Genomic DNA, 23,970 nt, shown 5'->3' with positions numbered 1-23,970 from the left:
TCAAGTCCTCCTTCCCAGGTTTGATCCCAAGATAGGGCAAAGCCCGGCGGCGATTAGCCGGAGATATCGGCATGAACTCATGAGGTCCGCTCATGAATTTCCCGACTCGCTCGAACCGGGATCGGGTAAGAGAATCCCGGCAATGTCTGCAGCTTGCGCCGAAAGCTGAGGGGCTTGCGTTATGACGCCAGGCGAAACATGCCGCTGCGCATAGCCTCGATCACCTTGCGCAACGTGTCTTCCCTGTCGTGCCCCTCCGTCGAGACGACATGTTGCTCGAACGGGCCAAGTGATGAGAATTGCTGATGGAGCGCCGCAATAGGGGCGGGATCGGTCAGCGCGTCGCCGCCACGCTCCCGGCAGCGCCGGATGGCGACATCGAGCGGCGGACGCAGAATCACGTAGTGGAGGGGTGCCGCGATTTTCCGGAACGGTTCCAGGAACCACGGCCCGACGATGCCGTCGACGACGACGAAGTAGCCGCCGCTGGCATAGCCTGCCGCCGCCTTCGTCAACACGTCGACGACAACGATATTCTGTTCATGCGCCTCCGGCAGATAGGGCGGGATCACGCCGTTCTTGATGAAATGCCAGAAATCGTCGGAATGAAGATGGACCTTCGGCGAGCCGGGCTCGCGGGCGAGCGCCTCGGCCGTCGTGGTTTTTCCCGAGCCCGGCGGCCCGGTGAGAATGAGAACTTCGCCCGTGTGATCCATCGCGTGGCATTTTCGCACGAAGCAGCATCGTTTCGCAATTAGCCGAAAGGGGGCGGTAATAGCCCGGCATGCCCCCTTCGTTCCGAAGAAGCCGCTGAAGCGGCAGCTACTCCGGCAGTGGCAGCGGAGCGTCGCAAGACGGAGGCATTGGCAGACCTGACGCCCGACCAGCTGAGGGACATCGGTTATCCCCTCCCGTCCATCCCCGCCCGGGACCTTAGGCTGATATTGATGCCGATGTCGAGCGGCCGGAAAGAGTTCATGGCGGGCGGCGTTGGCAGGGTATCGGGTGGGCTTTGTCGGCTTTTCCGCTGCCGGGATTCAACTATGATGGGACGCGGAACGATAGGGAGGGCACGGCATGATCGATCATATCACCATCGCAGTGAGTGACCTGCAGAAGAGCAAATTGTTCTATGAACGCGCTTTCGAACCTCTGGGTTATCGCCTCTCCTTCGGAAAGGAGGGTGTATTCTGGGCCTTCGACGTCGGCGGCAGCCTGTTCGAGATCCAGCACACCGACGACAAGCCGCCTCTGACGCGTTTGCACGTTGCCTTCCGGGTCCAAAGCAGAGCGGAAGTGGAGGCGTTTTATCGGGCCGCGCTCGAAGCCGGCGCTGGGGACAATGGGGGGCCCGGTCCGCGGCCGCAATATAGCGAGAAATACTTTGCCTGCTTCGTTCTCGATCCCGACGGATACAATATCGAAGCCATGATCGACGTGCCTGCGCCGCAAGGGTGACGACGTGAGCGTGGCCGAAAGCCCGTAATCAAGGGGGAGGTGGATATGTCGAGTTTCAGGAATGCCGTTGTCTCTTTGCCCGGCAAGGAGCGCGTGGCGAAGACGCCCTTCGGCGCGAGGATCGTCATCCATGCCACAGCCGCCGAGACCGGCGGCGCGTTCGGGATGTGGGAAACCTTCACGCCGCACGGTCATGGTCCGGCCCCGCACACGCATACGCGGGAGATCGAAGTCTTTCGGGTCATCCGCGGTCTCTATCGATTCCAATGCGGCGACGAGGCGTTCGACGCGCCCGTGGGAACCGTCGTCGTTCTGCCGCCACATGTACCGCACAGCTGGCGAAACATAGGCGAGGAACCCGGCCAGATGTTCGGCACGGTCACGCCAGGCGGCTGCGAGCAAATGTTCATCGATATCGAGGCTTTTGGTGCCGATACACCTGAGAAAATCGCGGTGATCGAAGCGCGACTGGGGATCATCAACGACATCACGCTGGCCCTCGGATTGACAGGCCCGCAACCGCGCTGATCGTCCATCAGGGTGTCGATCGGATCCTCAGCCCTGCGCCATCGCCCGCCACAACACGTCTCATTGGGGCGGCTCTTGGACTTGGGCGTCGGCCCTCTTGGGTCTCAGCCGACACTTTCGATGACAGCGGCAAGGTCGGCAGTTGTGAACGGCTTGGTCAACACTGGCCGGCCGGCAAAGGCGGGATCGATACCCGCTGGCCCATATCCGGTTGCGAAGGCAAACGGGATACCGCGCTGCTGAAGGACTGCCGCCACCGGGAATGACTGATGCCCGGCCAGGTTCACATCGAGAATGACGAAATCAAGATTTCCATCGGCCGCAACCTCCAGCGCCGAGGGCAAACGCGCGGCTGTCGCGACGACCTCGTGACCGAGGTCCACGAGCATATCCTCGATCATCATGGCGATGGTCATTTCATCTTCGACGACAAGAACACGCTTGGCCATGTCATTCGTTCCGAAGACGGTCTGCCGGAGCGTCGAGGCTGAAGGAAAAACCCCTTTCGGCAAACGAAATCTCCACATTGCCTCCCGTCTCCGCGGCAAGGCCACGCTGTATGAGGACCGTGCCGAAGCCCTTCCGCTTAGGTTGTTCGACAGGCGGTCCGCCATGTTCGTTCCAGTCTATGCGGTAGCGTTGCTTTCCGTCGATGATTTGGAGGGAACATTTGACGCTGACGGCGCCGCCATCATTCGACCATGCGCCATGGCGGACGGCATTCGTGCCGAGTTCGTGAAAGGCCATGGTCAGCGCCAGCGCCGTCTTTGCGGAGACCCGGATTTCGTCTCCGGTCAACTCCCACCGCCCGCCGTCCGGCCGATGCGGAACGGTCGCTTGGTCGAGTGTCTGTTTCAAGGAGGCACTGCTCCACAATTCGCCTGTTAACAGATCATTGGCACGGCCGAGCGACACCAGCCGCGCCGTGAAACTGTCCAGGGCACGAGGGATGTCTTCGGCATCCCGGAAGGTGCGGAATGCGAAAGCCTGCACCATCGCCAGATTGTTCTTAACGCGATGGTTGAGTTCATGAACGACAAGTTCCAGCTGTTGCTGCTTGCGTCGCCGCTCGGTGATATCGGTCGCGGCCCCAAACCATTCGACAATGGCGCCTGGGTCGTTCAAGAGTGGAACAGCCCGTGACAGCACCCACCCGGTGCTGCCGTCGGCGCGGCGGACGCGATGCTCGCATTCGAAAACACCCTTGCTTGATATGGCCTCGTCGATCACCGCCTGGATCGCCGGAATGTCCTCGGGAAACAAATAGACCTCCTGCCACGCGACAGTCGGATTGGCCGTGTCGGCGAGAACGTTGCGTCCGTCGAGCTGCTGCATCTCCTGCCAGTCGGCGCTCATACGGTAGACGATGTCGGTCGTCGCGGTCGTGAACGCCCTGAACCTCTCTTCGCTCTCGCGCAGCCGGCGCTGGGCAAGGACGCTTTTCGTCGTTTCGACGACGATCGCGATGACGCCGGCGGGTTTGCCGCTTTCGTCGAGGACGGGCGAATAGTCGAGGTTCATCCAGACGGGAGCCGGGCTGCCGTGGCGCAAGAGCGTCAGCTCCTGGTTCTCGTAGGCGAGCGTTTTCCCCGCCAGTCCGACTTTCATCACATTGTCGTTGAAATCGGCAATTTCGCTCCAGCCCTCACGGACCTTGGAACCGAGAAGATCCGGATGGCGGCTGCCCGCGAAGACGGAATAGGCGTCGTTGTAGATCATCACGCCATCTTCGCCCCAGAGAAGAACGATCGGCACGGGTGAAAGCAGGAGCATGTTGGTGGCCGTCTTCAGGCTTTGCGGCCAGAGTTCGAGAGGACCGAGCGGCGTCTTGCTCCAGTCGCGGGTCTGGATCAGTCGGCCAATTTCCCCGCCACCGACAGGAAAGCGAGCTGTGAGTGGCTGAGGGGATTGGGAATCCAAGGCGCGCTCCAGATTTTGATGGTGGATCTAATTAGCGCATCCTTTGATTCTTTCCACCCATGAGTGTCGCGGCTTCTTCCTGCCAACCTCTCTTGAGCATTGGCGCTTATTGAGCCGATCACCCTCTACGCCTGCGCCGTCGCCCGCCAGGCGGCTGGTGGGGTGGCGAAGGCGCGGGAGAAAGCGCGGTTGAAGGCGGCTTCGGTGGCATAGCCGGCTTCATAGGCGATCGCCGCGATCGGCTGGCCTGAGGTGGCGAGCGCTACGCTTGCGAGATAAAGCCGCCAGTCCCTGACATAGCGGATCGGCGATGTCGAAAGCATCGCCTGGAAGCGTTCGGCCAGCGCGCTGCGCGACATTCCCGATGCCGCAGCCAGTTGCTCCAGCGACCAGTCGCATTTGGGGTCGTCGTGGATGAGGGAGAGGCAGCGCGACAGCGCCGGATCGGCGAGGGCTGCCAGCCAGCCGACCGAGCTTGGCTCTGCCATCATGATCTGGTGGCGCAGAATTTCGATGAAGATGATTTCCGTCAGCCGCGGTAGCATCGAGACGCCACCGGCACGCGGCCTGTCGACCTCCTCGACCATCTGGCGGATGGTGGCGCGCAGCCAGTCACCGTCATTGGCGGCCCGCGTCCTGACATGGATCAGTCTGGGCAGGGCCTGCCGAAGCGGTGGGAAGCTCAGCCCGTCCCACTGCAGATAGCCGCAGAGCAGGCGCACCCCTTGTGTCTCGTCGCCGTAACGCAGCACGGGAATCTCACGCCATGGCTTCTGCGGCAGATCGCGGGTCGGCAGCACCAGCATGCCGTCTCTGCCTGCGCCGAGCTGATGGCCGGTGCCGAAGGGGAAGACCAGTACGTCGCCGGCCTCCAGCTCGGTCTCTTCGCCTTCCGTCTTCAGCCAGCAGCGGCCCTCCACAACGATGTGAAACGGCATCGTGCCCGAGGCCTTGGCCGAAAGGCCTGCCAGCGACGGCGTGGCATCGGTCTGCCAGTCGCCCGTCGGCATGAAGCAGAACTGCAGCGATCCGGAAAGGCGGATCGTCGATAGCAGCGCCGATAGCACGTCGTCGCGCGCCACACCCGCAGCGTCTGGATTTTCAGACAAGGCTTCACGCATTCCGGCCAAATACGCGCGCCGCGCGTCCTCCTATCATCAGTGCGTTCAAACCACTGAAGGAGAATACTATGCAAACTCAAAGCGACAAACTGGTGGTGCTCGTGACCAAGGGCATCGAATCTGAACTGTCCTCCGTTGCCTTCACCATTGCCAATGGCGGTATCACCGCCGGGCTGAAGGTCTCGGTGTTCCTCACCAGCACTGGGATCGACCTGGTGCGCAAGGGCGGGCAGCGGATGACGCATGTGCCACCGCTCGATCCGCTGTCGAGCCTGATCGAGAATTTCCAGCAGCGCGGCGGCACGATCTGGGCTTGCCCGCCCTGCGTGACCTCGCGCGGTTATACGCAGGAAGACTTACTCGACGGGATCGTCATCGTCGGCGCCAGCGCCATGCATGCCGAGATCAAGGAAGGTGCGGCAACGCTGTCGTTTTGACGGTACACGGCTCGGCCGAGGGGGAGTTTGGGCGGCGTCTCCCGCTGGCGTCCTCAGGCTTTTCAGGCCGGCGACAGGCACGGAGGAATACCAAGCGCCTATTCTTGCGTTCGGCAATATACTTGTGAGATTGTATCGATATACGTGCGACAATGCCTGGTGCGGGCAGCGCGGGGGCTTCGATGACATCCGTGAGGGTCAATGAGCTGATATCGGTGGCGGGGCAGCCCGACGCCGCAGGTTTTGCCGCCTTCGCGGCTGATGGTTTTGTCGCCGCCATCAATGCCCGACCGGATGGCGAGGAGCCGGGGCAGCCGGGCAATACGGCGGAAAAGGCTTCCGCCGCTGCCGCCGGGCTCGCCTACAGCTTCGTGCCGGTGAAGGGGACCGAAATCACCGAGGCCGATATCCGCGCCTTCCAGACGGCGATGGCCGAAGCCAAGGGACCGGTCGTCGCCCATTGCAAGAGCGGCACGCGGGCGTTGACGCTTTATGCGCTGGGCGAGGTGCTCGACGGGCGGATGAAGCCCGGAGATGTCGAGGCCTTCGGTCAAAACCTCGGTTTTGATCTTGCCGGCGCGCGACGCTGGCTGGAAAAGCGGTCAGGGCAGGTGGCTGATGTGAAGGCCTTCTTCGAGCCCCGCACCTGCAGTGTGCAATATGTCGTTTCCGACCCGGCAACGAAACGCTGCGCCATCATCGACCCGGTGCTCGATTTCGACGAGATGTCGGGGGCGACGGGAACGGCCAATGCAGATGCCATCCTCGCTCATATCGAAAGCGAAGGGCTGACGGTCGAGTGGATCCTCGACACGCATCCGCATGCCGATCATTTCTCCGCCGCGCATTATCTGCATGAGAAGACCGGCGCGCCGACGGCGATCGGCGCCCATGTCATCGACGTGCAGACGCTCTGGAAGGAGATCTACAACTGGCCGGGGCTCGCGACCGACGGCTCGCAATGGGACCGGCTGTTTGCCGATGGCGACACGTTCGAGATCGGTGCGCTTAAAGCCCGCGTGATTTTTTCGCCCGGGCACACACTCGCCTCGATCACCTATGTGATCGGTGACGCCGCCTTTGTGCACGACACGGTGTTCACGCCGGATTCCGGCACGGCGCGCACGGATTTCCCGGGCGGCAGCGCTGCCGCCCTCTGGCACTCGATCCAGGCCATCCTGTCGCTGCCCGAGGAGACCCGTCTCTTTTCCGGCCACGATTACCAGCCCGGCGGCCGGCACCCGCGCTGGGAAAGCACGGTGGAGGCACAGAAGCGCGCCAATCCGCATATTGCAGGCATCGACGAGGCCGGCTTCGTGGCGCTGCGCCAGGCGCGCGATCGCACGCTGCCCAAGCCCAAGCTGATGCTGCACGCGCTGCAGGTGAATATCCGCGGCGGGCGGCTGCCCGAGCCGGAGGGGAATGGCAGGCGGTATCTGAAGATACCGCTGGATGCATTGTAGGGCCGGCCGGCGCTGGCAATCGCCGCATCGTTCACAGCGCGTTTTCTATATCGGTCCTAACGAAATCATCCCCCACAAATAGCAGCCGGCACCCATGTTCCCTAGCCACCTCGTAGGCGAAGCAGTCGCCGAAGTTCAGACTTGCAGGATGGGCGCCTTTGCCCCAGGTGCGGTAGGCTTCGGCGATGCGGCGGGCGGAGGCGGGGGTGACGGCCACGATTTCGAAGCCGAGGCCGTCGATCAGTTGTTCCATTTCATCGCCGACGTTGCGACGGGCCGAGACGATCAAGGCTTCGGCGACCGTGCCGGCGGAGATCAGGAGATCGTCTTCGGCTTCGAGGGCGGCAATCAGGGCATCGGCTTGTGGTTCGCCAAGCACGATCGCCATCAGGGCGGATGTGTCGACGGCGATCATTCGGGCAGGCCGTCGTCGGCGTAGAGGAAATCCTGGCTGCGTGCGGCCGGCGGCCCGTCGGCGGCTTTGGCTATGGCGGAGGCCCGCACCGCTTCCATCAGCGTCCGGCGGGATTTCCGATCGGGCGCTGCCCTCACCGGAACCAGTTTCACGGCAGCATGACCGTGCCGGGTGAGGATGACCTCGTCACCCGCCTCGGCACGCCGGACCAACTCGGTCAATTGCCCCTTGGCATCCGTCACAGACACTCGCATCGTTCGCACTCCCCAGGACCAGTGCAGCCTGGTTTCCTCCAGAAAATTAGACCATTCACTGGACCGTATCAATGGGTAATTTTCGAAGGTCAAGAATGGCGCGGGGACTGTACCTGTCGCAAGGAGGCGCTTTCCGGGGTCATATCCGAGACTGACCGCGACCGGCAGTTCGTGCACCGAACGGCGGCGTGAAGCTATGTGCGCGATATATTTATCCGCTGGCGGCATGGCGCCTTCGGAATATGCATTGACGGCGCGCGTGCAGGCGACGTAACTGGGTGCGACGGTTCCCTGAAGATGACTCCAAGGGGATTAATAGGGAACACGGTGAGGACGACCCAGTAGGGACCGAGACCGTGGCTGCCCCCGCAACTGTAAGCGGATTGTCGATCATCTCAGGAGTGGCCAGCGACTGGCCATCTCTGAAGGGCTCATAGCCCTGCCACTGCGAGATATCGCGGGAAGGAGGATGAAACGACGGATATCCGCAAGCCAGGAGACCTGCCGTCAATCACGATCCAATCAACCGGGCGGGGATGCCCGGACAAGGAACAGATATGATTGACCTGCTGAACCTTCGCCGAATTCCGGCATGCATCCGTCTCGATTGGGCCTCCTGCGGCTAGTGCGCGCCTAAGCGTGCTTTCGGTCCGCGCATATGCGCGGAACGGCCGTGATTTTTCCCTTCATCGAGGTTTTCCATGCGCCAGATTCTCGCCACCATGACATTCGCCTTCGGGCTCGCCGGCCTTGCGGCACCAAGCCTTGCCGCGACCCGATATCCCTTGACCATCACCAATTGCGGCCAGCAGGTGACCTTCGAAAAGGCGCCATCCAAAGTGGTTTCGATCGGTCAGGGCATGACCGAAGTGCTCTTCTCGCTCGGCCTTGCCGACAAGATCGCCGGAACGGCCGTCTGGGTCGGTCCCGTCCTGCCGCAATATGCCGAGGCCAACAGCAAGATAAAACGGCTCGCCGACAATGATCCGAGCTTCGAATCTGTCGTCGGGCAGGAGCCCGACCTGGTGACGGCCGAGTTCGAATGGCATGTCGGCGCACAGGGCTCGGTCGGCAAGCGGGAGCAGTTCAAGGATCTCGGGATCAATACCTATCTCGCGCCGGCCGATTGCGTCGCCAAGGTCAACACCGATGGCGGCGACGGCGTGCGCAAGGAGCTGTTTACGATGGACCTGATCTACCGGGAAATTACCGAGCTCTCGGAGATTTTCGATGTGAAGGAGCGCGGCGATGCGCTGATTTCGGAGCTGAAGAAGCGCGAGGCGGATGCCGTCGCTTCGATATCAGGCGCTTCGGGCAAGAACCTGCCCGTCGCCTTCTGGTTCTCCGCAAGGAGGTCAATGGCGACGCCTTCATCGCCGGCAAGAACAGCGCGCCCGCCTATATTCTGAAGACGATTGGCGCGAAGAACGTCGTCACGACGGAAGAGGAATGGCCGCTGGTCGGCTGGGAAACCATCGCCCAGGCGAACCCTGCCGTGATCGTTCTGGCGACCATGGACCGCCGCCGTTACGCCGCTGACGATCCCAAGGTCAAGGTCGATTTCCTCGAGAACGATCCTGTGACCAAGGAGCTGGACGCGGTCAAAAACAAGCACTTCGTGATGATGGACGCGCAGTCGATGAACCCGACGATCCGCACGATCGACGGTATCGAGACATTGGCGAGCGGCATCAAGTCCTTCGGTCTGGCGCAGTGAAGGCAGTGTCGGTCAGGCAACAGGGATGGTGGGCGCTTGCCGCGCTCACCATTGCGGCATTTCTCCTGCTCGGGATGATGATCAGCCTTGCCGTTTCGATCGGCGAGATCGCCATCCCGCTTGCGACGACGGCGGAGGCGGTTTCGAACCGTCTGTTCGGAACGGATTTCGAGCTCAGCCGCATCCACCAGGGCATCGTCTGGGATTATCGTCTGAGCCGCGCGCTCGTCGCGGCCAGCGCCGGCGCATCGCTCTCGCTTTCTGGCGCGATCCTGCAGGCGCTGCTGCGCAATCCGCTGGCCGAACCCTACGTGCTCGGCATCTCCGCCGGTGCCTCGACGGGGGCCGTCTGCGTGATGATCCTCGGTTTCGGCTACGGTGTTCTCGGCCTGTCGAGCGGCGCCTTCATCGGTGCGGTCATTGCCTTTTTGCTGGTCGGCATCCTGGCGACGGGTGCGGCGGGAACCGGTGAGCGCATCATCCTATGCGGCGTCGCCGGTTCGCAGCTCTTCAATGCACTGACCTCCTACATCGTGACGACATCGGCGAATGCCGAGCAGGCGCGCGGCATCCTGTTCTGGCTGCTGGGTTCGCTCAGCGGCGTGCGCTGGCCCGATGTCTATCTGTCGGTGCCGATCGCGCTTGCCGGCTTCGTCATCTGCATGGCCCATGTGCGGGCGCTCGACGCCTTCGCCTTCGGCACGGATGCCGCCGCCTCGCTCGGCATTGCCGTACGCCGCGTCCAGATCGTGCTGTTCGCCATGACGGCGGCGATGACGGCAAGCGTCGTCAGCATGGTGGGTTCGATCGGCTTCGTCGGCCTCGTCATCCCCCATGCCGCCCGCTTCCTCGTCGGGCCGGTTCATAGGCGGCTGCTGCCGGCAACGGCGCTCGGCGGCGCGATCTACATGGTCGGCGCCGACATCATTTCGCGCATCATCATCCCGCAGCAGATCCTGCCGATCGGGGTCGTCACCGCGCTCTTCGGCGCACCGGCCTTTGCCGTCATCCTCTATCGCGTGCGGGGGAAGGCATGAGCATCAGCATCGACGCGGTGAGCTTTGCCGCCGGTGACACTGTCATCGTCAACGGCGTCAGCCTTACGGTGGAAAAGGGCAAGGTGCTCGGCCTGCTCGGGCCGAACGGTTCCGGCAAATCGAGCCTTCTCAGATTGATCTGCCGGCTGCGCAAGGTTCGCAGCGGCATCATCAGGTTGGGTGACGACGACATTTCATCGCTGCCGCGCGCAGCCCTTGCGCGTCGCGTCGCCTTCGTCGAGCAGCAGTCGACGACCGATACGCAATTGACCGTGCGCGACGTGGTGCGGCTCGGCCGCACGCCGCATCGCGGGCTGTTGTCGTCCTGGGGCGAAGGAGACGATGCCGCCGTCGACGAGGCCCTGTCGCGGACGGGCATGCAGGAGAGAGCGGGCCAGCTCTGGCAGACGCTGTCGGGCGGCGAGCGCCAGCGCGTCCATATTGCCAGATCGCTGGCGCAGGCGCCGAGCGAACTGCTGCTCGACGAGCCGACCAACCATCTCGATATCCAGCATCAGCTCGACATTCTCTCGCTGATCTCGAAGCTCGGCATCACCTGCATCGTCGCGCTCCACGATCTCAACCTGGCGGCGATGTTCTGCGACAGGCTGGCGGTGCTTCAGAAAGGCGAGGTCGTCGCCTCCGGCGCGCCGGAGGAAGTGCTGACGGAGGATATGATCGGCCGGGTCTTCGGCGTTCGCGCCCATGTCCAGAAATCGGCCGTGCACGGCCGGCATCATATCCAATACGTCATGGATTGACGGACGGCCGGGAATTTCGATCTCAAGGAGGCAATCCGCGATTATTGGTCGAGACGGTCGGAGACCTTCGACCTCGCTTTCGGCCATAGGATCGCCAGGTTCACGAGGCAGGCGTTGTCTTGGGCCCTTCTCTTGGCGCATGCCGTCTTGCCAAAACCACCGGGCATTTTCGGCGACATGCATGAGCTCAAAGATCTAGAGCGGCGGAAACCGCATTGCCTCCCGCAGCAACTCAATAGCCTCTGAGACCGAAGGCCCTCTGATCGGCGGTGGCTCTGCGCGTTCGCAGAACTCGCGCCAGACAAACAGCGTCAGTTCCGCGCCATCCGTTGCTGTTTCCCCCGGTCCTTCTGCGAAATTCTCGAGCAGACGATAGCGAGCGTCCTTCCAAAACAACTCCTCCACCCAGTCATATATCGGGATCACATGGAAATGGATCGGATAACCGGGCGTGTGTCCATACCGGCCGATATAGACGCGCTGAGCATTCAATTGCCGTTTCAGCGTACTCTGAGCCCTTGCGAGCAATGGGCCGAATTCGGCCAAAGCGTCTTCGGGCAGATCCGACAGATCGTTGGTGTCGGTCTTGGAACTGATCATGAGGTAACCGGGAAGGGTGGAGTTCATGCGGTGGTTCACAAGCCATCCGGCCGTCTCGACAACGTGAAAGTGCTGAGGGATCTCCACGGACTGCCTCTTACTCCTGATGCACCCCTCAGGGGTTTCGATGAATCCAGCTAGAGGCCGGTATCTTGGCGACGTGCGAAAGGGCGCTGTAACACATTGAATTGCTGGATCATTTTATTCTTAAATCGATTCCGATTAAGGTATGGGTTGAGATAGCAGCCGGCAACGGTTATTTGGTGCCGACCTGCAAGCGGACTCTCCGCGAACGACAAGGCGCATAACTCCCATGATCCCCGATTTCCTCGTCACCCATTCCGGTGGCTTTCATGCCGACGAATTGCTGTCGAGCGTCATCGTGACCCGGCTTTTCCCGCAGGCGCGTATCGTCCGCAGCCGGGCGCCGGAGTGGATCACGCCGGGCGAAGACCGGATCATTTATGATGTCGGCGGAGCCTATAATCCTACTGTCGGGATATTCGATCACCATCAACGCGGCGCGCCGTTGCGCGATGATGGCCAGCCCTACAGCTCGTTCGGCCTGATCTGGAAGCATTACGGCCGTGATTATCTCATAGCCTTCGGGCTTCCCGAAGCGCATATCGAGACGCTGCATGGCTCTTTCGACGCCAGCTTCGTGCTGCCGGTCGATCTGACTGATAATGGCGCGCTCAGCCCCTCGGGGCCGTTGGCCGGGCTGACGCTGCCGGCGCTGCTGGAAACCCTGAAACCAGTTTTCGACGAAGCGGACCCCGAGGCCGATAACCGCGCCTTCCACGCGGCCCTCGCCATTGCCCGCAGTTTCGTCGAGGCCAGGATCGCCCAGAGTGCCGCGAAATTGCGGGCCGAGGCGATCGTGCATCGGGCAATCGAGGCTGCGGGGCAGGGGCGTGTTCTGGAATTGCCGAGGGGCATGCCCTTCCGTCCCGCCATCCTCAAGGCGGGCGCCGATCACCTGCTGTTCGTCGTTCACCCGCGCGAAAAGGACTGGTGCGTGACCGGCATTCGCCGCGGCGAGGAGGGGTTCGAACTCAGGGCAGACCTGCCGGGGGCCTGGGCCGGGCTCACCAATGGCGCACTGGAGGCGGTTTGCGGCATAGAGGGCGCGAGCTTCTGCCACAACGGCCGCTTCATCGCCGCAGCCGGGACCCGCGAGGCGGCGCTTGCCATGGCCGAGCTGGCGGTAAAAGAGGCGCTTTCGATCCGGGGGTAGGTCAAATGGCGGCAGCCGAGGATAGCTGGCCGGATTTTCGATATCAAGGCGGTTATCCCTAGGCCACCGGACATCAGATGGCGTTCAACTGGCCCCAATTTTGGAGCCGATTGACTTGCTGCCGCGAAGGACTAAGCTTCATCCCATAACAACCACTACTCCCACGCGAGAGATTGCGGAGGGTGCAAGTGGCTGGCAACCTTGAGGAGGATGAGGTTTGCCATGGATTACCGTATTGTTCTGCTGATCGCCACATCCGTCATTGCTCTTTCCTCTGGTAACGCCGGAGCGCAGGAGGGCGATGCGACGGTGGGTGCCACTGTTTTCAAGAAATGCGCGACCTGTCATGTCGCCGATTCCGATACGAACAAGGTCGGCCCGTCGCTGAACGGGCTGTTCGGCCGGAAGGCCGGAACGCATCCTAATTTCGCCTACTCGGCCGGGATGAAGGCGGCCGGCGAGGGTGGTCTCGTCTGGGACGAGACGGTGCTGCGCGATTATCTGCACAATCCGAAGGCGAAGGTGAAGGGCACGAAGATGGCCTTCGTCGGCGTGAAGGACGACCAGGAGATCACCGATCTCATCGCCTATCTCAAGCAATATTCCCAGTGACTGGCAATACTCCAAATGGCAGGCCTTTGATCGGTGGCGCATGCCTAAATTGCCGTAATTGCCGATATTTTCTATCTGTGCGATAATAAACACGGACTTTTTTGCGGAATGCGGTTTCACGGGTCGACCTGCTCGAGGAGGAGCGGACATGGCTGTCGTGCTGATCCTCGTCCTGATTGTCGTCGGCTCCGTGCTGTTCCATGTGCTGAGCCCGTGGTGGTGGACGCCGATCGCGTCCAACTGGACCTATATCGACAGCACCCTCGTCATCACCTTCTGGATCACCGGCGTCGTCTTCGTGGCGGTGGTTTTGTTCATGGCCTACTGCGTGTTCCGCTTCCGGCACAAGCCGGGCAACAAGGCGCATTACGAGCCTGAGAACCGCAGGCTGGAATTGCTGCTGGGAGGGGGAACGGCGGTCGGCGTTGCGGCGATGCTGGCGCCCGGCCTGATCGTCTGGAACCAGTTCATCACGGTGCCTGCCGATGCCGCGTCGGTCGAGGTCGTCAGCCAGCAATGGCTGTGGAGCTTCCGACTGCCCGGAGCCGACGGAAAGCTCGGCCGCGCCGAGACGCGCGACGTCACCCCCGAAAACCCGCTCGGCCTTGATAAAAACGACGCAAGCGGCCTCGACGACGTCATCATCGAGGGCGGCGAGCTGCATCTGCCGATCGGCAAGCCGGTGCACATATTGCTGCGCTCGGTCGATGTGCTCCACGATTTCTACGTGCCGGAATTCCGCGCCAAGATGGACATGATCCCCGGCATGATCACCTATTTCTGGTTCACGCCGACGCGGACAGGGACCTTCGAGATTCTCTGCGCCGAACTCTGCGGCGTCGGCCATCCGCAAATGCGCGGCACCGTCGTCGTTGACGAGGATGCGGACTACCAGACCTGGCTCGGGCAGCAGCAGACATTCACCCAGTTGACGGCGTCATCGGGAGAGCTACCGCCGGCAAACTGAACCGGCCGGAGGCCGCGTGCCGGTTCAAGGACCGGCGGGAAGGGAAGAGAGATCATGGTCGAGATTCCATCCGACAGCGCAGGCGCCATCCCCTCTGCCGAAGTCGAGGATGTCGAGCTTTATCATCCACACAGCTGGTGGACCAAATATGTGTTCAGCCAGGATGCCAAGATCATCGCCGTGCAATATTCGCTGACGGCGATCGCAATCGGCCTGGTGGCGCTGGTGCTCTCCTGGCTGATGCGGATTCAGCTCGCCTTTCCCGGCTATTTCGCCTTCATCGATGCCGATCACTATTACCAGTTCATCACCATGCACGGCATGATCATGGTGATCTATCTACTGACCGCGCTCTTCCTCGGCGGCTTCGGCAATTACCTCATTCCGCTGATGGTCGGCGCGCGCGATATGGTGTTTCCCTACGCCAACATGCTGAGCTACTGGATTTATCTGCTCGCGGTGCTGATCCTCGCTGCGGGCTTCTTCGCCCCCGGCGGCCCGACGGGGGCGGGCTGGACGCTTTATCCGCCGCAATCGGTTCTGTCAGGCACACCAGGCGGCAAGGACTGGGGCATCCTGCTGATGCTTTCGTCGCTGATCGTCTTCATCATCGGCTTCACCATGGGCGGGCTGAACTATGTGGTGACCGTGCTGCAGGGGCGGGCGCGCGGAATGACGCTGATGCGCATGCCGCTCACCGTCTGGGGCATCTTCACCGCCACCGTGATGGCACTGCTCGCCTTTCCCGCCCTCTTCGTCGCCTGCGTCATGATGATGTTCGATCGCCTGCTCGGCACCAGCTTCTTCATGCCCGCCATCGTCGAAATGGGCACGCAGCTGCAGCACGGCGGCGGCAGCCCGATCCTCTTCCAGCACCTCTTCTGGTTCTTCGGCCATCCGGAGGTCTATATCGTCGCGCTGCCTGCCTTCGGCATCGTTTCGGATCTGATCAGCACGCATGCGCGCAAGAACATCTTCGGCTACCGCATGATGGTCTGGGCAATCGTCATCATCGGCGCGCTCAGCTTCGTCGTCTGGGCGCACCACATGTATGTCAGCGGCATGAACCCGGCCTTCGGCTTCTTCTTCGCCACCACGACGCTGATCATCGCCGTCCCGACGGCGATCAAGGTCTACAACTGGGTGCTGACGCTGTGGCGCGGCGACATCCACCTGACACTGCCCATGCTCTTTGCGCTCGCCTTCATCGTCACCTTTGTCAATGGCGGGTTGACGGGCCTGTTCCTCGGCAACGTCGTCGTCGACGTGCCGCTGTCGGACACGATGTTCGTCGTCGCGCATTTCCATATGGTCATGGGAGTGGCGCCGATCCTCGTCATCTTCGGGGCGATCTATCACTGGTATCCGAAGGTGACGGGACGCATGCTGAACGACGTGCTCGGCCATATCCACTTCTGGATCACCTTCCTCGGCACCTATGCGATCTTCTTTCCGATGCACTATCTCGGCCTGCTCGGCGTGCCGCGCCGCTACTTCGAGATGGGAGAGACGGCCTTCGTTCCGCCTTCGGCCCATACGCTGAATATCTTCATCACCGTCATGGCGCTGATCGTCGGGGCCGGACAGATGGTCTTCCTGTTCAATCTGATCTGGAGTCTTTTCCGGGGCAGGGAGTCGGGCGGCAATCCATGGCGGGCAACCACGCTCGAATGGCAGACGCCGCAGACGCCGCCGGCGCACGGCAACTGGGGCAAGGATCTGCCTATCGTCTACCGCTGGGCCTATGATTACAGCGTGCCGGGGGCGGCCGAGGATTTCATTCCGCAGAATGTGCCGTCAGGCGGCGGCGTAACCCGGGAGGTCCACGCATGAACGTCATCCTGGTCTTCCTTGCCGCCATCGGCGCCATCATCATCTGGTGGCTGGCAGGGCAGCGGCTGACCTCGAAGCCCTGGCTGGAAACCGGGTCAGTACAGCTGCCGGCTCATGACGGCGTCGACCGGCAACAGTCGCCCGCGCCGGCGGTGAAAATCGGCCTTTTCGTGTTTCTCGGTGTCGTCGGCGCCGTCTTCAGTCTTGCCGTCAGCGCCTATTTCATGCGCATGGCGTCGACCGACTGGTGGGCAATGCCGGTTCCCCGGCTGCTGTGGGTGAACACTGCAGCACTCGCCTTGAGCAGCGCGGCGCTGCAATGGGCCAAACGAGAAGCGGGGCAGGGCCGCATGGAAAACCTGCGGCCAGCGCTTGCCGCCGCGTTTGTCCTTGCCGTCTCTTTTCTCGTCGGACAGGTCCAGGCGTGGCGGGAGCTGGTGTCAGCAGGCTACGTGCTGGCCGATAACCCTTCCAACAGCTTCTTCTATATGCTGACCGGCCTGCACGGCCTGCATATTCTCGGCGGGCTTGCCGTGCTCGCGCACACGACGGTCAGGGCATTTTCAACCGACGTTGCGCCGGAGAGGCTGCGCCTCAGCATCGATCTTTCCGCCATCTATTCGCATTTCATGCTCGCCGTCTGGCTGCTGCTGTTCGCGCTCTTTGCCGGCTGGGCGAATGATTTCGTCGATCTCTGCCGCACACTACTGAACTAAGGGGTTTGCAGATGGCACAGACTATCGAGACACACAGCGGGGCAGACCTCAGACCGGCAGGCCTGCGCGGTGTCGCGTCCGATTTCAGCTCGGATCAGCGCGCCTTCAAGACCGCCTCTTGGGGCAAGGCGATGATGTGGATCTTCCTGCTCAGCGACACCTTCGTCTTCGGCTGTTTCCTGATCGCCTATATGACCGCCCGCATGTCGACGCCCGTTCCGTGGCCCAATCCGAGCGAGGTCTTCGCGCTCCATATCGGCGGCCAGGACGTGCCGCTGATCCTGATCGCGATCATGACCTTCGTGCTGATCTCGAGCAGCGGCACCATGGCGATGGCAGTCAATTTCGGCTATCGCCGAGACCGCCGCACGACGGCGATCCTGATGCTGCTGACGGCGCTTCTCGGAGCATGCTTCGTCGGCATGCAGGCGTTCGAATGGACGAAGCTGATCACCGAAGGCGTTCGCCCCTGGGAAAACCCGTGGGGGGCGGCACAATTCGGATCGACCTTCTTCATGATCACCGGCTTTCACGGCACCCACGTGACGATCGGCGTCATCTTCCTTCTCATCGTCGCCCGCAAGGTCTGGCGGGGCGATTTCGACGTGGAACGGCGCGGCTTTTTCACCAGCCGGAAAGGCCGCTACGAGGCCGTCGAAATCATGGGCCTCTACTGGCACTTCGTCGACCTGGTCTGGGTCTTCATCTTCGCGTTTTTCTATCTGTGGTGAGGTCGTCATGAGCGAGACAACGGCGCATGCACAAGTGCAAACGGCGCATGTACAGGCACACACCGGACAGCAACATCCGCTCCGGCTCTATTTTCTCGTCTGGGGCCTGCTCTTCGTGCTCAGCGCGGCGTCCTACATGGTCGATTATCTCGGCGTCCAGAGCTACTTGAGGTGGACGCTGATCCTCGTGTTCATGATGCTGAAGGCCGGGCTGATCGTCGCCGTCTTCATGCACATGGCCTGGGAACGGCTGGCGCTGGTCTACGCCATCCTGCTGCCGCCGCTGCTGGTGCTGGTTTTCGTGGCGCTGATGGTATCGGAAGCGGACTACACGATCTTCACGCGGGTGGCGTTCTTTGGGGCGGGGCCGTAGGCATCGGATGCGATGACCTCTAAATAGATTCCTGGTCGTCCAACGAGTCGTTAAAAGGCATCCAACAGAATGCAGTGGCTTCTCCAGCAGTTCGAAGATACCAACAAGCTGGCCGAGGCGCTCGACCAGCTCGGAATCTCCTACACATGGCACAAGGTCGTACCGTTCGTCGGCGAGCTCATCCCCGAGCCGGTCGTTGGGGATCCGGGTTCAGTGGTTATGTTCGGCTCCTACACGCTGTGGAAGAACGCCGAGGCGAACGGTTACCGGCCGGGTGTCTTCAAGCTGCGTCCTTTCGTTCACGAACAGGCGTGGCATCCTTACCTCCTCAACGGCGCCGATGCGCTGTTCATGACTCTGCGAGACGTGCCCGAGCGTCTGGCGGATGACGGCAGGGACTGGTTTTTGCGCCCGGTCGACGACAGCAAGGAGGAGCCGGGCAACGTCAAATCGACCGGCGAGATCATCCGCATGGCGGAGACGGTGCTGACGCTCGACGAAGATGAAATCCCGAACGGATCGCTTCGTCACGACACGCTGCTGATGCTCACCGAGCCTGTTCGCATCCTCAGCGAATGGCGTCTCTGGGTCGTCGACGGCCGGATCGTCACCTATTCGCTCTACAAGGACGGATCGCGTGTCGTCCACCGCCATGAGATCGATTACGACGCGCTGGACTTCGGGCAGCGTATGATCGACATCAATCCCGGCTACTCCCAAGCTTACGTCATCGATATCTGTCGGACCGAAGAGGGACTGAAGCTGCTCGAGACGAACTGTCTCAATGCCGCCGGGTTCTACGCCGCAGATCTCGTGAAGCTAGCGAGGGCGATTGACGGCCTAGCCCGTACCTGACGTCTTCCCGGCGAGGCGAGGGCGCTGTAGAAAATGTGTGCCCGGCTGTCCCAGCCCACCCCGTAGGCTCCTTATGGCTGGGTCTTGTTGTTTCATCACGCGCAGGGGCTGCCCCAAGGGTGCACTCGCGTTCGCCGATGTCTCACACGGCAAGTCGGGAGAGCGTCAGCTCTGCCGGGCTGCTGCGATGAAATTGGCCGACTGGCAGATCAGCGCAGCTCCCTCCATCTGCGGAAGAAATCTTGTACACGTCGTCAGACATGGCATAAGCGGCATTACCCCGCCCGGAAGGGCCTTCCCCGTCAGGTCAGGCCTTCAGAAGAGAATATCTTCTGTTGCCGATCGATCGCCCGGCGGCTATGTTGCCGTTGTCGGAAAAGGCATGATTTGGTGTGGTTGGCCCAAGTCCTTTCGGAAACGAAAGCTCTGTTCCTTGCCTCGTGCATGAGTTCTCCACGACGAACACGGACGCTGCTCAAGCGTCCCACTGTTCGTCCGTGTGGTTCTCGAAACGACGAACTGCTCCGGTCGAACGACCGTAAAGGAGTAGTTCATGCCCGATTTTCTTGTGATTCATGATGTTGTGATTTCAGGTGCAGGCCCGGTCGGTCTGTTTCTGGCCTGCGAGCTGCGGCTGGCCGGCCTCTCGGTGTTGGTGCTGGAGCAGGCCGAAGACCCACATTCTTCGTTGAAGCGGCTGCCGTTCGGCATGCGCGGCCTTTCCGCGCCGACCATCGAAGCCTTCTATCGTCGCGGGCTGCTGGATGACATCATGGCTCCGCAGCGCGAAAAAGATCAATGGACTTCAGCGCATTGGATGCAGCAGCCGCGTCGCCCGGGCGGCCATTTTGCCGGCATTCAGTTCTTTCACGACACCATCGACACCTCGACGTGGCCCTATCGCCTGCCAGGTCCGGCCGGCACCAGCATGGCGGTCGAGATGGAGCATCTCGAATTCGTCCTGGCCGCCCGCGCAAGCGCCATGGGTGTCGAGATCCGGCGCGGGCTCGGTGTCGATGGCTTCGACCAGTCGGGTGAAGGCGTGACCGTTCGTGCGGGTGGCGAGATCTTTCGCGGAGGCTGGCTCATCGGTTGTGACGGCGGGCGCAGCACCGTGCGCAGGGCAGGCGGGTTTGAATTCGTTGGCACCGATCCCGAGTTCACCGGCTATTCCGTTCAAGTCGAGATGGCCGATCCGGAGAAGCTCGTCCCAGGCCGCCATTACACGCCGACAGGCATGTATACCTACCAAAAGCCCGGCACCATCGCGATGGTCGATTTCGATGGGGGCGCGTTTCACCGAACGCAACCGATCACGCCCGAGCATGTGCAATCGGTGTTGCGGCATATTTCCGGCGCCGATGTCACGGTGACGGGCCTTGAGCTTGCCACCACCTGGACGGATCGCGCCTACCAGGCGACGGCTTACCGCAAGGGCAAGGTGCTGCTTGCGGGCGACGCTGCGCACATCCATTCCCCCTTGGGCGGCCAGGGCCTGAACCTCGGGCTCGGCGACGCGATGAATCTTGGATGGAAGCTTGCAGCGACGACCCGCGGCGATGCGCCGGAGGGCCTGCTCGACAGCTATTTCTGCGAACGGCATCCAGTGGGAGCGCAGATTCTCGACTGGTCGCGCGCCCAGGTCGCACTGATGCGGCCGAGCCGGAGTTCGCGCGCGCTCGAAGCCATCATCCGCGATCTGATCGACACGCGTGACGGTGCGACATACTTTGCCGAGCGCGTCTGGGGTGTTTCTCTCCGCTACGATCTTGGCAGCAGTCACCCGCTGGTCGGCCGCAGCGCTCCCGATTTCGAGCTGGCCGACGGCACGAAGCTCGGCGATCGCCTCAGGCAGGGCAAAGGCCTGCTTTTGGACTTTGACGCCGGTGCACCGCTGCAAGCGCTGGCAAGCCGCTGGAATGGGATCACCTATGTCGCCGTTGACGCCAGGGATCGGCTGGGGTTGAGCGCGCTGCTCGTGCGCCCCGACGGCTTCGTGGCGTGGGCTGGTGAGGCTGTGCCTGACAATGAGGAAGCCGCGCAGGCCGCATCGCGGTGGTTCGGCAAAGCCTGAAACTATGAATGGAGCAATCGATGTTCAGGTCTCGGAAAGGTTCTTCAACCTTATCAGTCCGGTAGAGCGTCAGGAGGTTTCCCGCCTATCGGTTTTCGGCGGGTTTGCAGATGTTGCTTCGGCAACGTGTCCGCACTCTTCCCGGCAAGGTGGCGACGCTGTAGAGTGGCGATGCGCCCGACCGTCCCGCCCGGAGGCTCCTTATGGCTGAGATCCTGTTGTTCCATCACGCACAGGGGCTGACCCCCGGTGTGCGCTCGTTTGCCGGCGATATCAGGGCAGCCGGTCACATCGTGCACACGCCTGATCTGTTTGACGGGCGCACATTCCCAAGCATCGAAGCGGGGATCGCCTATATTGGCGAGATCGGATTCGACGCCATGCGGGAGCGCGGCGTGCGCGTCGCCGACGAATTGCCGCCCACGCTCATCTATGCCGGGTTCTCGTTCGGAGTGCTGCCGGCGCAGAAGCTGGCGCAGACGCGGCCCGGCGCCCGCGGGGCTCTGCTCTTCTACTCCTGCCTGCCGATCAGCGGCGAGTGGGCCTTCGGGCCCTGGCCGGACGGCGTCGCTGTGCAGATCCACGGCATGGACAACGATCCGATTTTTGTCGGCGAGGGCGACATCGACGCCGCCCGCGAGATCGTGGAGAAGGTCGAGGACGCGGAGCTTTTCCTGTACCCAGGCGATCAGCATTACTTCGCCGACAGCTCGCTGCCGTCCTATGATGCGGATGCGACCGCGCTGCTCACCCTCCGCGTGGTCGAGTTCCTGAATCGCGTCTGATCCAGACATTCCGGCCCGGAGCGGACTATTCGGACGTCACGCAGAAATTGTTGCCTTCGGGATCATTCAAGACCGTGTAGCCATCCGCCTCCCGGACGAAGCTCGCTCCGAGGGATAAAAGCCGTTCCACCTCCCTGGCCCGATCGGGGGCGGCAATATCGAGATGAAGCCGGTTGCGGGCAGGACGTTCCCCCTGGCGAAGGTGGAAGCAAAGGCGGATTCCGGGACCTGCGACCATCACGGTCGGGTCAGTTTCGGGCGTCAATCCGAGAGCGGCAAGGCGGGCCAGTTCTTCGTCGTCATATGGCATCACGTCATAGCCATCGAGCGCCTCCGCCCAGAACCGGGCGACACGCGAGGGAATGTCGCAATCAATGACGATTTCTTTCAGCCTTGCCATGGATCTCTTCAAGAATTGTTGTGCCGGCGATGGCAAACGCGTTCAGCGATCGCGCCGCCGACTGCCGGCAGCAATGCAAAAAGCACGAGCTGCGGTGTCTCCGTCAGCGCCAACAGGCCAGACATGAGGAAGGCGACCAGCAAACCTGCCAGCGCCCCCGCTGCATAGCGCAGATAATCCGTCAAGAGAGCGGTCTTCTGCTGATATCAAACATAAGCTCCGTCATTCGCTTGAGATAGAGATCATTGCGTTATCGGCAATGGTTGGCTGCGGCCGAACCTCACGCCGATCGATCGACCTATGCGGAGTATCACAACGTTGGTAGGGGACAGTTCGATCAAAAGATGTAACCCGGTGCGCCTGATTTTGCAGGAGACGACCAATTTCATTCGCGCTATGAAGACTGACCGCATATCCCGCCACATCCGACACCGAGGTTCTTCACATGTCTTTGAAAATCCTTTTTGTTGGCGGTACCGGCCAGATTTCATATCCGTGCGTCGCGCGCGCTGTGGCTCAGGGTCACCATGTCAGCGTCTATAACCGCAGTTTGAGAGGCGACCCATTACCTGCGGGAGTTACCTCGATCATCGGCGATCTCGCGGCACCCGCCTATGCGGACTTGGCCAAGGCCAATTATGACGTCGTGTGCCAGTTCATTGCCTTTACGCCCGATCAAGTCGCGCGTGACATCGATGTGTTTGCTGGCCACTGCGGCCAGTACATATTCATCTCTTCGGCTTCGGTCTATGAAAAGCCGCCGCGCCACTATGTGATTACCGAGCAGACACCGGCGATCAACCCCTACTGGCGCTATAGCCAGGACAAGATTGCCTGTGAGACGCTGCTCAAAAATTCACAGAATCTCGCCTGGACCATCGTCCGTCCCAGTCACACTGTTCGCACCGGCCTTCCCATCATGATGGGCGACAGCGATGTCATGGCAAGACGCATGCTGGATGGCGAGCCCACCATCGTGGCGGGCGATGGCCACACGCCTTGGACACTGACACGTTCGGTTGATTTTGCGGTGCCCTTTGTCGGGCTTTTCGGCAAGCCGGCGGCGTTGAACGAGATCTTCCACATCACCTCCGATCGCGCTCACATCTGGGACGATATTCAAAAGACGATCGCCAGATTGTTGGGCGTCGAGGCCAAGATCGTACACGTGCCGACGGACACCCTGGTCCGGTACAATCCGGATTGGGTTGGGCCGCTGCGTGGCGACAAGGCATGGTCGGCGATCTTTGACAATTCAAAGGTCAAAAGCGTGGCGGGCGACTTCACCTGCGCCGAGAGCCTTGATGAAATTCTGGCGGAGCCGATCATGCATCTCAAGCAGCGCCTGGCCAAGAACCGCCCGCCAAGGGGCGATCTTGATGCTTTGGTCGATCGGATTTGCGCGGCACAAAGCGCTCTCGGCTAGGCAGGCTCTCGTAGAACAACTTTCCGAAAGAGACGACGCAGACGGTCGTGCCTGCGCTGATTACCGGACTTGCGATGTCGCCGATTTCGACAGCCTGTCGGGTTGGCTGGAAAACAACCATATCGACCTCAACGCGGATTGAGACTTGTGGCCGGTGATCGAAGGGTCGAACGAGGGTATCACGGCATGCCGCTCACAAAAGTCCCAGCCTAAAACGCGTCCTAAAACATGATGGAGGTCGCGCCGGCTG

At 61.7% G+C, this 23,970-nt stretch carries 26 protein-coding genes, 1 pseudogene and 1 riboswitch; of the genes and pseudogenes, 18 read left to right on the top strand and 9 right to left on the bottom strand.

Annotated elements, in window-relative coordinates; translation table 11 throughout:
• Positions 1 to 179: 179 nt before the first annotated feature.
• The gene (locus AC245Y_RS13640) at positions 180 to 716 is read right to left on the bottom strand and encodes an ATP-binding protein (protein WP_012758063.1); all 537 of its coding nucleotides are present in this window, start codon (positions 714 to 716) and stop codon (positions 180 to 182) included.
• A 361-nt stretch (positions 717 to 1,077) separates the two neighbouring features.
• On the opposite strand from AC245Y_RS13640, the gene AC245Y_RS13635 reads away from it, so the two are divergent.
• A complete protein-coding gene (locus AC245Y_RS13635; protein WP_017994547.1) occupies positions 1,078 to 1,458 on the top strand; it encodes a VOC family protein in 381 nt (126 codons plus the stop codon).
• A gap of 45 nt (positions 1,459 to 1,503) precedes the next feature.
• Entirely contained in the window at positions 1,504 to 1,986 is a 483-nt protein-coding gene (locus AC245Y_RS13630) for a cupin domain-containing protein (RefSeq protein ID WP_050563526.1), read from the top strand.
• Between the two features lie 104 nt (positions 1,987 to 2,090).
• On the opposite strand, the gene AC245Y_RS13625 is transcribed toward AC245Y_RS13630, so the two are convergent.
• From AC245Y_RS13625 to AC245Y_RS13615, 3 genes are all read right to left on the bottom strand, one after another.
• On the bottom strand, positions 2,091 to 2,435 hold the full coding sequence (locus tag AC245Y_RS13625) for a response regulator (RefSeq protein ID WP_012758060.1): 345 nt from the start codon (positions 2,433 to 2,435) through the stop codon (positions 2,091 to 2,093).
• 1 nt (position 2,436) lies between these two features.
• Positions 2,437 to 3,906, bottom strand: coding sequence for a sensor histidine kinase (locus tag AC245Y_RS13620; RefSeq protein WP_017994545.1), 1,470 nt, complete (start codon positions 3,904 to 3,906; stop codon positions 2,437 to 2,439).
• Between the two features lie 125 nt (positions 3,907 to 4,031).
• Positions 4,032 to 5,027 (bottom strand): AraC family transcriptional regulator, encoded by a 996-nt coding sequence (locus AC245Y_RS13615; RefSeq protein WP_017994544.1) that lies wholly within the window; start codon positions 5,025 to 5,027, stop codon positions 4,032 to 4,034.
• Between the two features lie 68 nt (positions 5,028 to 5,095).
• Here AC245Y_RS13615 and AC245Y_RS13610 point away from each other — a divergent pair, with 68 nt between their 5' ends.
• Together AC245Y_RS13610 and blh are read left to right on the top strand one after the other, a co-directional pair.
• Entirely contained in the window at positions 5,096 to 5,464 is a 369-nt protein-coding gene (locus AC245Y_RS13610; protein WP_017994543.1) for a DsrE family protein, read from the top strand.
• Between the two features lie 182 nt (positions 5,465 to 5,646).
• Positions 5,647 to 6,927 carry a bifunctional sulfur transferase/dioxygenase Blh gene (blh, locus tag AC245Y_RS13605; protein WP_026157409.1) on the top strand — a complete coding sequence of 427 codons (1,281 nt, stop codon included), beginning with the start codon at positions 5,647 to 5,649 and terminating at the stop codon, positions 6,925 to 6,927.
• A gap of 31 nt (positions 6,928 to 6,958) precedes the next feature.
• Here blh and AC245Y_RS13600 read toward each other — a convergent pair whose 3' ends face one another.
• Positions 6,959 to 7,342, bottom strand: a complete 384-nt coding sequence (locus AC245Y_RS13600; protein ID WP_017994541.1) for a type II toxin-antitoxin system VapC family toxin — start codon at positions 7,340 to 7,342, stop codon at positions 6,959 to 6,961.
• Positions 7,339 to 7,596 carry a type II toxin-antitoxin system Phd/YefM family antitoxin gene (locus AC245Y_RS13595; RefSeq protein WP_012758054.1) on the bottom strand — a complete coding sequence of 86 codons (258 nt, stop codon included), beginning with the start codon at positions 7,594 to 7,596 and terminating at the stop codon, positions 7,339 to 7,341. Before AC245Y_RS13595 ends, AC245Y_RS13600 begins: the two co-directional genes overlap by 4 nt.
• Positions 7,597 to 7,863: 267 nt before the next feature.
• Positions 7,864 to 8,119, top strand: a riboswitch (cobalamin riboswitch).
• 178 nt (positions 8,120 to 8,297) lie between these two features.
• Between AC245Y_RS13595 and AC245Y_RS13590 the strand changes: the two are divergent.
• The 3 genes and pseudogenes from AC245Y_RS13590 to AC245Y_RS13580 all read left to right on the top strand — a co-directional run bounded on the left by AC245Y_RS13590 (position 8,298) and on the right by AC245Y_RS13580 (position 11,111).
• Positions 8,298 to 9,313, top strand: a pseudogene (locus AC245Y_RS13590) (ABC transporter substrate-binding protein).
• Complete coding sequence (locus tag AC245Y_RS13585) at positions 9,310 to 10,350, top strand: FecCD family ABC transporter permease (RefSeq protein ID WP_017994540.1); 1,041 nt, start codon at positions 9,310 to 9,312, stop codon at positions 10,348 to 10,350. Before AC245Y_RS13590 ends, AC245Y_RS13585 begins: the two are co-directional and overlap by 4 nt.
• The gene (locus AC245Y_RS13580; protein ID WP_017994539.1) at positions 10,347 to 11,111 is read left to right on the top strand and encodes an ABC transporter ATP-binding protein; all 765 of its coding nucleotides are present in this window, start codon (positions 10,347 to 10,349) and stop codon (positions 11,109 to 11,111) included. The genes AC245Y_RS13585 and AC245Y_RS13580 overlap by 4 nt, the downstream gene beginning before the upstream one ends.
• A gap of 195 nt (positions 11,112 to 11,306) precedes the next feature.
• On the opposite strand, the gene AC245Y_RS13575 is transcribed toward AC245Y_RS13580, so the two are convergent.
• The gene (locus AC245Y_RS13575; RefSeq protein WP_017994538.1) at positions 11,307 to 11,798 is read right to left on the bottom strand and encodes an HIT family protein; all 492 of its coding nucleotides are present in this window, start codon (positions 11,796 to 11,798) and stop codon (positions 11,307 to 11,309) included.
• Between the two features lie 226 nt (positions 11,799 to 12,024).
• Between AC245Y_RS13575 and AC245Y_RS13570 the strand changes: the two genes are divergently transcribed.
• The 10 genes from AC245Y_RS13570 (at position 12,025) to AC245Y_RS13525 (ending at position 21,894) form a co-directional block, all read left to right on the top strand.
• Positions 12,025 to 12,948 (top strand): MYG1 family protein, encoded by a 924-nt coding sequence (locus tag AC245Y_RS13570; RefSeq protein WP_017994537.1) that lies wholly within the window; start codon positions 12,025 to 12,027, stop codon positions 12,946 to 12,948.
• Positions 12,949 to 13,170: 222 nt separating this feature from the next.
• On the top strand, positions 13,171 to 13,560 hold the full coding sequence (locus AC245Y_RS13565; protein ID WP_017994536.1) for a c-type cytochrome: 390 nt from the start codon (positions 13,171 to 13,173) through the stop codon (positions 13,558 to 13,560).
• Positions 13,561 to 13,708: 148 nt separating this feature from the next.
• A complete protein-coding gene (locus AC245Y_RS13560) occupies positions 13,709 to 14,527 on the top strand; it encodes a cytochrome c oxidase subunit II (RefSeq protein ID WP_012758047.1) in 819 nt (272 codons plus the stop codon).
• 54 nt (positions 14,528 to 14,581) lie between these two features.
• Entirely contained in the window at positions 14,582 to 16,360 is a 1,779-nt protein-coding gene (gene ctaD / locus AC245Y_RS13555) for a cytochrome c oxidase subunit I (RefSeq protein WP_017994535.1), read from the top strand.
• Positions 16,357 to 17,076 (top strand): cytochrome c oxidase subunit 3, encoded by a 720-nt coding sequence (locus tag AC245Y_RS13550; protein ID WP_017994534.1) that lies wholly within the window; start codon positions 16,357 to 16,359, stop codon positions 17,074 to 17,076. The genes ctaD and AC245Y_RS13550 overlap by 4 nt, the downstream gene beginning before the upstream one ends.
• Positions 17,077 to 17,087: 11 nt before the next feature.
• Entirely contained in the window at positions 17,088 to 17,807 is a 720-nt protein-coding gene (locus AC245Y_RS13545) for a heme-copper oxidase subunit III family protein (protein ID WP_017994533.1), read from the top strand.
• Between the two features lie 7 nt (positions 17,808 to 17,814).
• Complete coding sequence (locus AC245Y_RS13540) at positions 17,815 to 18,180, top strand: cytochrome C oxidase subunit IV family protein (RefSeq protein ID WP_017994532.1); 366 nt, start codon at positions 17,815 to 17,817, stop codon at positions 18,178 to 18,180.
• Between the two features lie 69 nt (positions 18,181 to 18,249).
• On the top strand, positions 18,250 to 19,035 hold the full coding sequence (locus tag AC245Y_RS13535) for an ATP-grasp domain-containing protein (protein ID WP_017994531.1): 786 nt from the start codon (positions 18,250 to 18,252) through the stop codon (positions 19,033 to 19,035).
• Positions 19,036 to 19,588: 553 nt separating this feature from the next.
• Entirely contained in the window at positions 19,589 to 21,109 is a 1,521-nt protein-coding gene (locus AC245Y_RS13530) for an FAD-dependent monooxygenase (RefSeq protein WP_017994530.1), read from the top strand.
• A gap of 203 nt (positions 21,110 to 21,312) precedes the next feature.
• A complete protein-coding gene (locus tag AC245Y_RS13525; RefSeq protein WP_017994529.1) occupies positions 21,313 to 21,894 on the top strand; it encodes a dienelactone hydrolase family protein in 582 nt (193 codons plus the stop codon).
• A gap of 25 nt (positions 21,895 to 21,919) precedes the next feature.
• Here the strand turns inward: AC245Y_RS13525 and AC245Y_RS13520 are convergent, their stop codons facing one another.
• Positions 21,920 to 22,294, bottom strand: coding sequence for a VOC family protein (locus AC245Y_RS13520; RefSeq protein WP_017994528.1), 375 nt, complete (start codon positions 22,292 to 22,294; stop codon positions 21,920 to 21,922).
• 8 nt (positions 22,295 to 22,302) lie between these two features.
• Positions 22,303 to 22,479 carry a hypothetical protein gene (locus tag AC245Y_RS13515; protein ID WP_017994527.1) on the bottom strand — a complete coding sequence of 59 codons (177 nt, stop codon included), beginning with the start codon at positions 22,477 to 22,479 and terminating at the stop codon, positions 22,303 to 22,305.
• A gap of 260 nt (positions 22,480 to 22,739) precedes the next feature.
• Between AC245Y_RS13515 and AC245Y_RS13510 the strand changes: the two genes are divergently transcribed.
• On the top strand, positions 22,740 to 23,720 hold the full coding sequence (locus AC245Y_RS13510) for an SDR family oxidoreductase (protein WP_017994526.1): 981 nt from the start codon (positions 22,740 to 22,742) through the stop codon (positions 23,718 to 23,720).
• The last annotated feature ends 250 nt before the right edge of the window (positions 23,721 to 23,970 follow it).

The sequence above is a fragment of the Rhizobium sp. SRDI943 genome (assembly GCF_057653695.1).
The sequence above is the reverse complement of the archived record's forward strand: the minus strand, read 5'-3'. Positions and strand labels throughout refer to the sequence as shown.

Coding starts and splice junctions, on each gene's coding strand:
- AC245Y_RS13640 (WP_012758063.1), bottom strand. CDS start 716: ATGGATCACACGGGCGAAGTTCTCATTCTCACCGGGCCGCCGGGCTCG.
- AC245Y_RS13635 (WP_017994547.1), top strand. CDS start 1,078: ATGATCGATCATATCACCATCGCAGTGAGTGACCTGCAGAAGAGCAAA.
- AC245Y_RS13630 (WP_050563526.1), top strand. CDS start 1,504: ATGTCGAGTTTCAGGAATGCCGTTGTCTCTTTGCCCGGCAAGGAGCGC.
- AC245Y_RS13625 (WP_012758060.1), bottom strand. CDS start 2,435: ATGGCCAAGCGTGTTCTTGTCGTCGAAGATGAAATGACCATCGCCATG.
- AC245Y_RS13615 (WP_017994544.1), bottom strand. CDS start 5,027: ATGCGTGAAGCCTTGTCTGAAAATCCAGACGCTGCGGGTGTGGCGCGC.
- AC245Y_RS13610 (WP_017994543.1), top strand. CDS start 5,096: ATGCAAACTCAAAGCGACAAACTGGTGGTGCTCGTGACCAAGGGCATC.
- blh (WP_026157409.1), top strand. CDS start 5,647: ATGACATCCGTGAGGGTCAATGAGCTGATATCGGTGGCGGGGCAGCCC.
- AC245Y_RS13600 (WP_017994541.1), bottom strand. CDS start 7,342: ATGATCGCCGTCGACACATCCGCCCTGATGGCGATCGTGCTTGGCGAA.
- AC245Y_RS13595 (WP_012758054.1), bottom strand. CDS start 7,596: ATGCGAGTGTCTGTGACGGATGCCAAGGGGCAATTGACCGAGTTGGTC.
- AC245Y_RS13580 (WP_017994539.1), top strand. CDS start 10,347: ATGAGCATCAGCATCGACGCGGTGAGCTTTGCCGCCGGTGACACTGTC.
- AC245Y_RS13570 (WP_017994537.1), top strand. CDS start 12,025: ATGATCCCCGATTTCCTCGTCACCCATTCCGGTGGCTTTCATGCCGAC.
- AC245Y_RS13565 (WP_017994536.1), top strand. CDS start 13,171: ATGGATTACCGTATTGTTCTGCTGATCGCCACATCCGTCATTGCTCTT.
- AC245Y_RS13560 (WP_012758047.1), top strand. CDS start 13,709: ATGGCTGTCGTGCTGATCCTCGTCCTGATTGTCGTCGGCTCCGTGCTG.
- ctaD (WP_017994535.1), top strand. CDS start 14,582: ATGGTCGAGATTCCATCCGACAGCGCAGGCGCCATCCCCTCTGCCGAA.
- AC245Y_RS13550 (WP_017994534.1), top strand. CDS start 16,357: ATGAACGTCATCCTGGTCTTCCTTGCCGCCATCGGCGCCATCATCATC.
- AC245Y_RS13545 (WP_017994533.1), top strand. CDS start 17,088: ATGGCACAGACTATCGAGACACACAGCGGGGCAGACCTCAGACCGGCA.
- AC245Y_RS13540 (WP_017994532.1), top strand. CDS start 17,815: ATGAGCGAGACAACGGCGCATGCACAAGTGCAAACGGCGCATGTACAG.
- AC245Y_RS13535 (WP_017994531.1), top strand. CDS start 18,250: ATGCAGTGGCTTCTCCAGCAGTTCGAAGATACCAACAAGCTGGCCGAG.
- AC245Y_RS13530 (WP_017994530.1), top strand. CDS start 19,589: ATGCCCGATTTTCTTGTGATTCATGATGTTGTGATTTCAGGTGCAGGC.
- AC245Y_RS13525 (WP_017994529.1), top strand. CDS start 21,313: ATGGCTGAGATCCTGTTGTTCCATCACGCACAGGGGCTGACCCCCGGT.
- AC245Y_RS13520 (WP_017994528.1), bottom strand. CDS start 22,294: ATGGCAAGGCTGAAAGAAATCGTCATTGATTGCGACATTCCCTCGCGT.
- AC245Y_RS13510 (WP_017994526.1), top strand. CDS start 22,740: ATGTCTTTGAAAATCCTTTTTGTTGGCGGTACCGGCCAGATTTCATAT.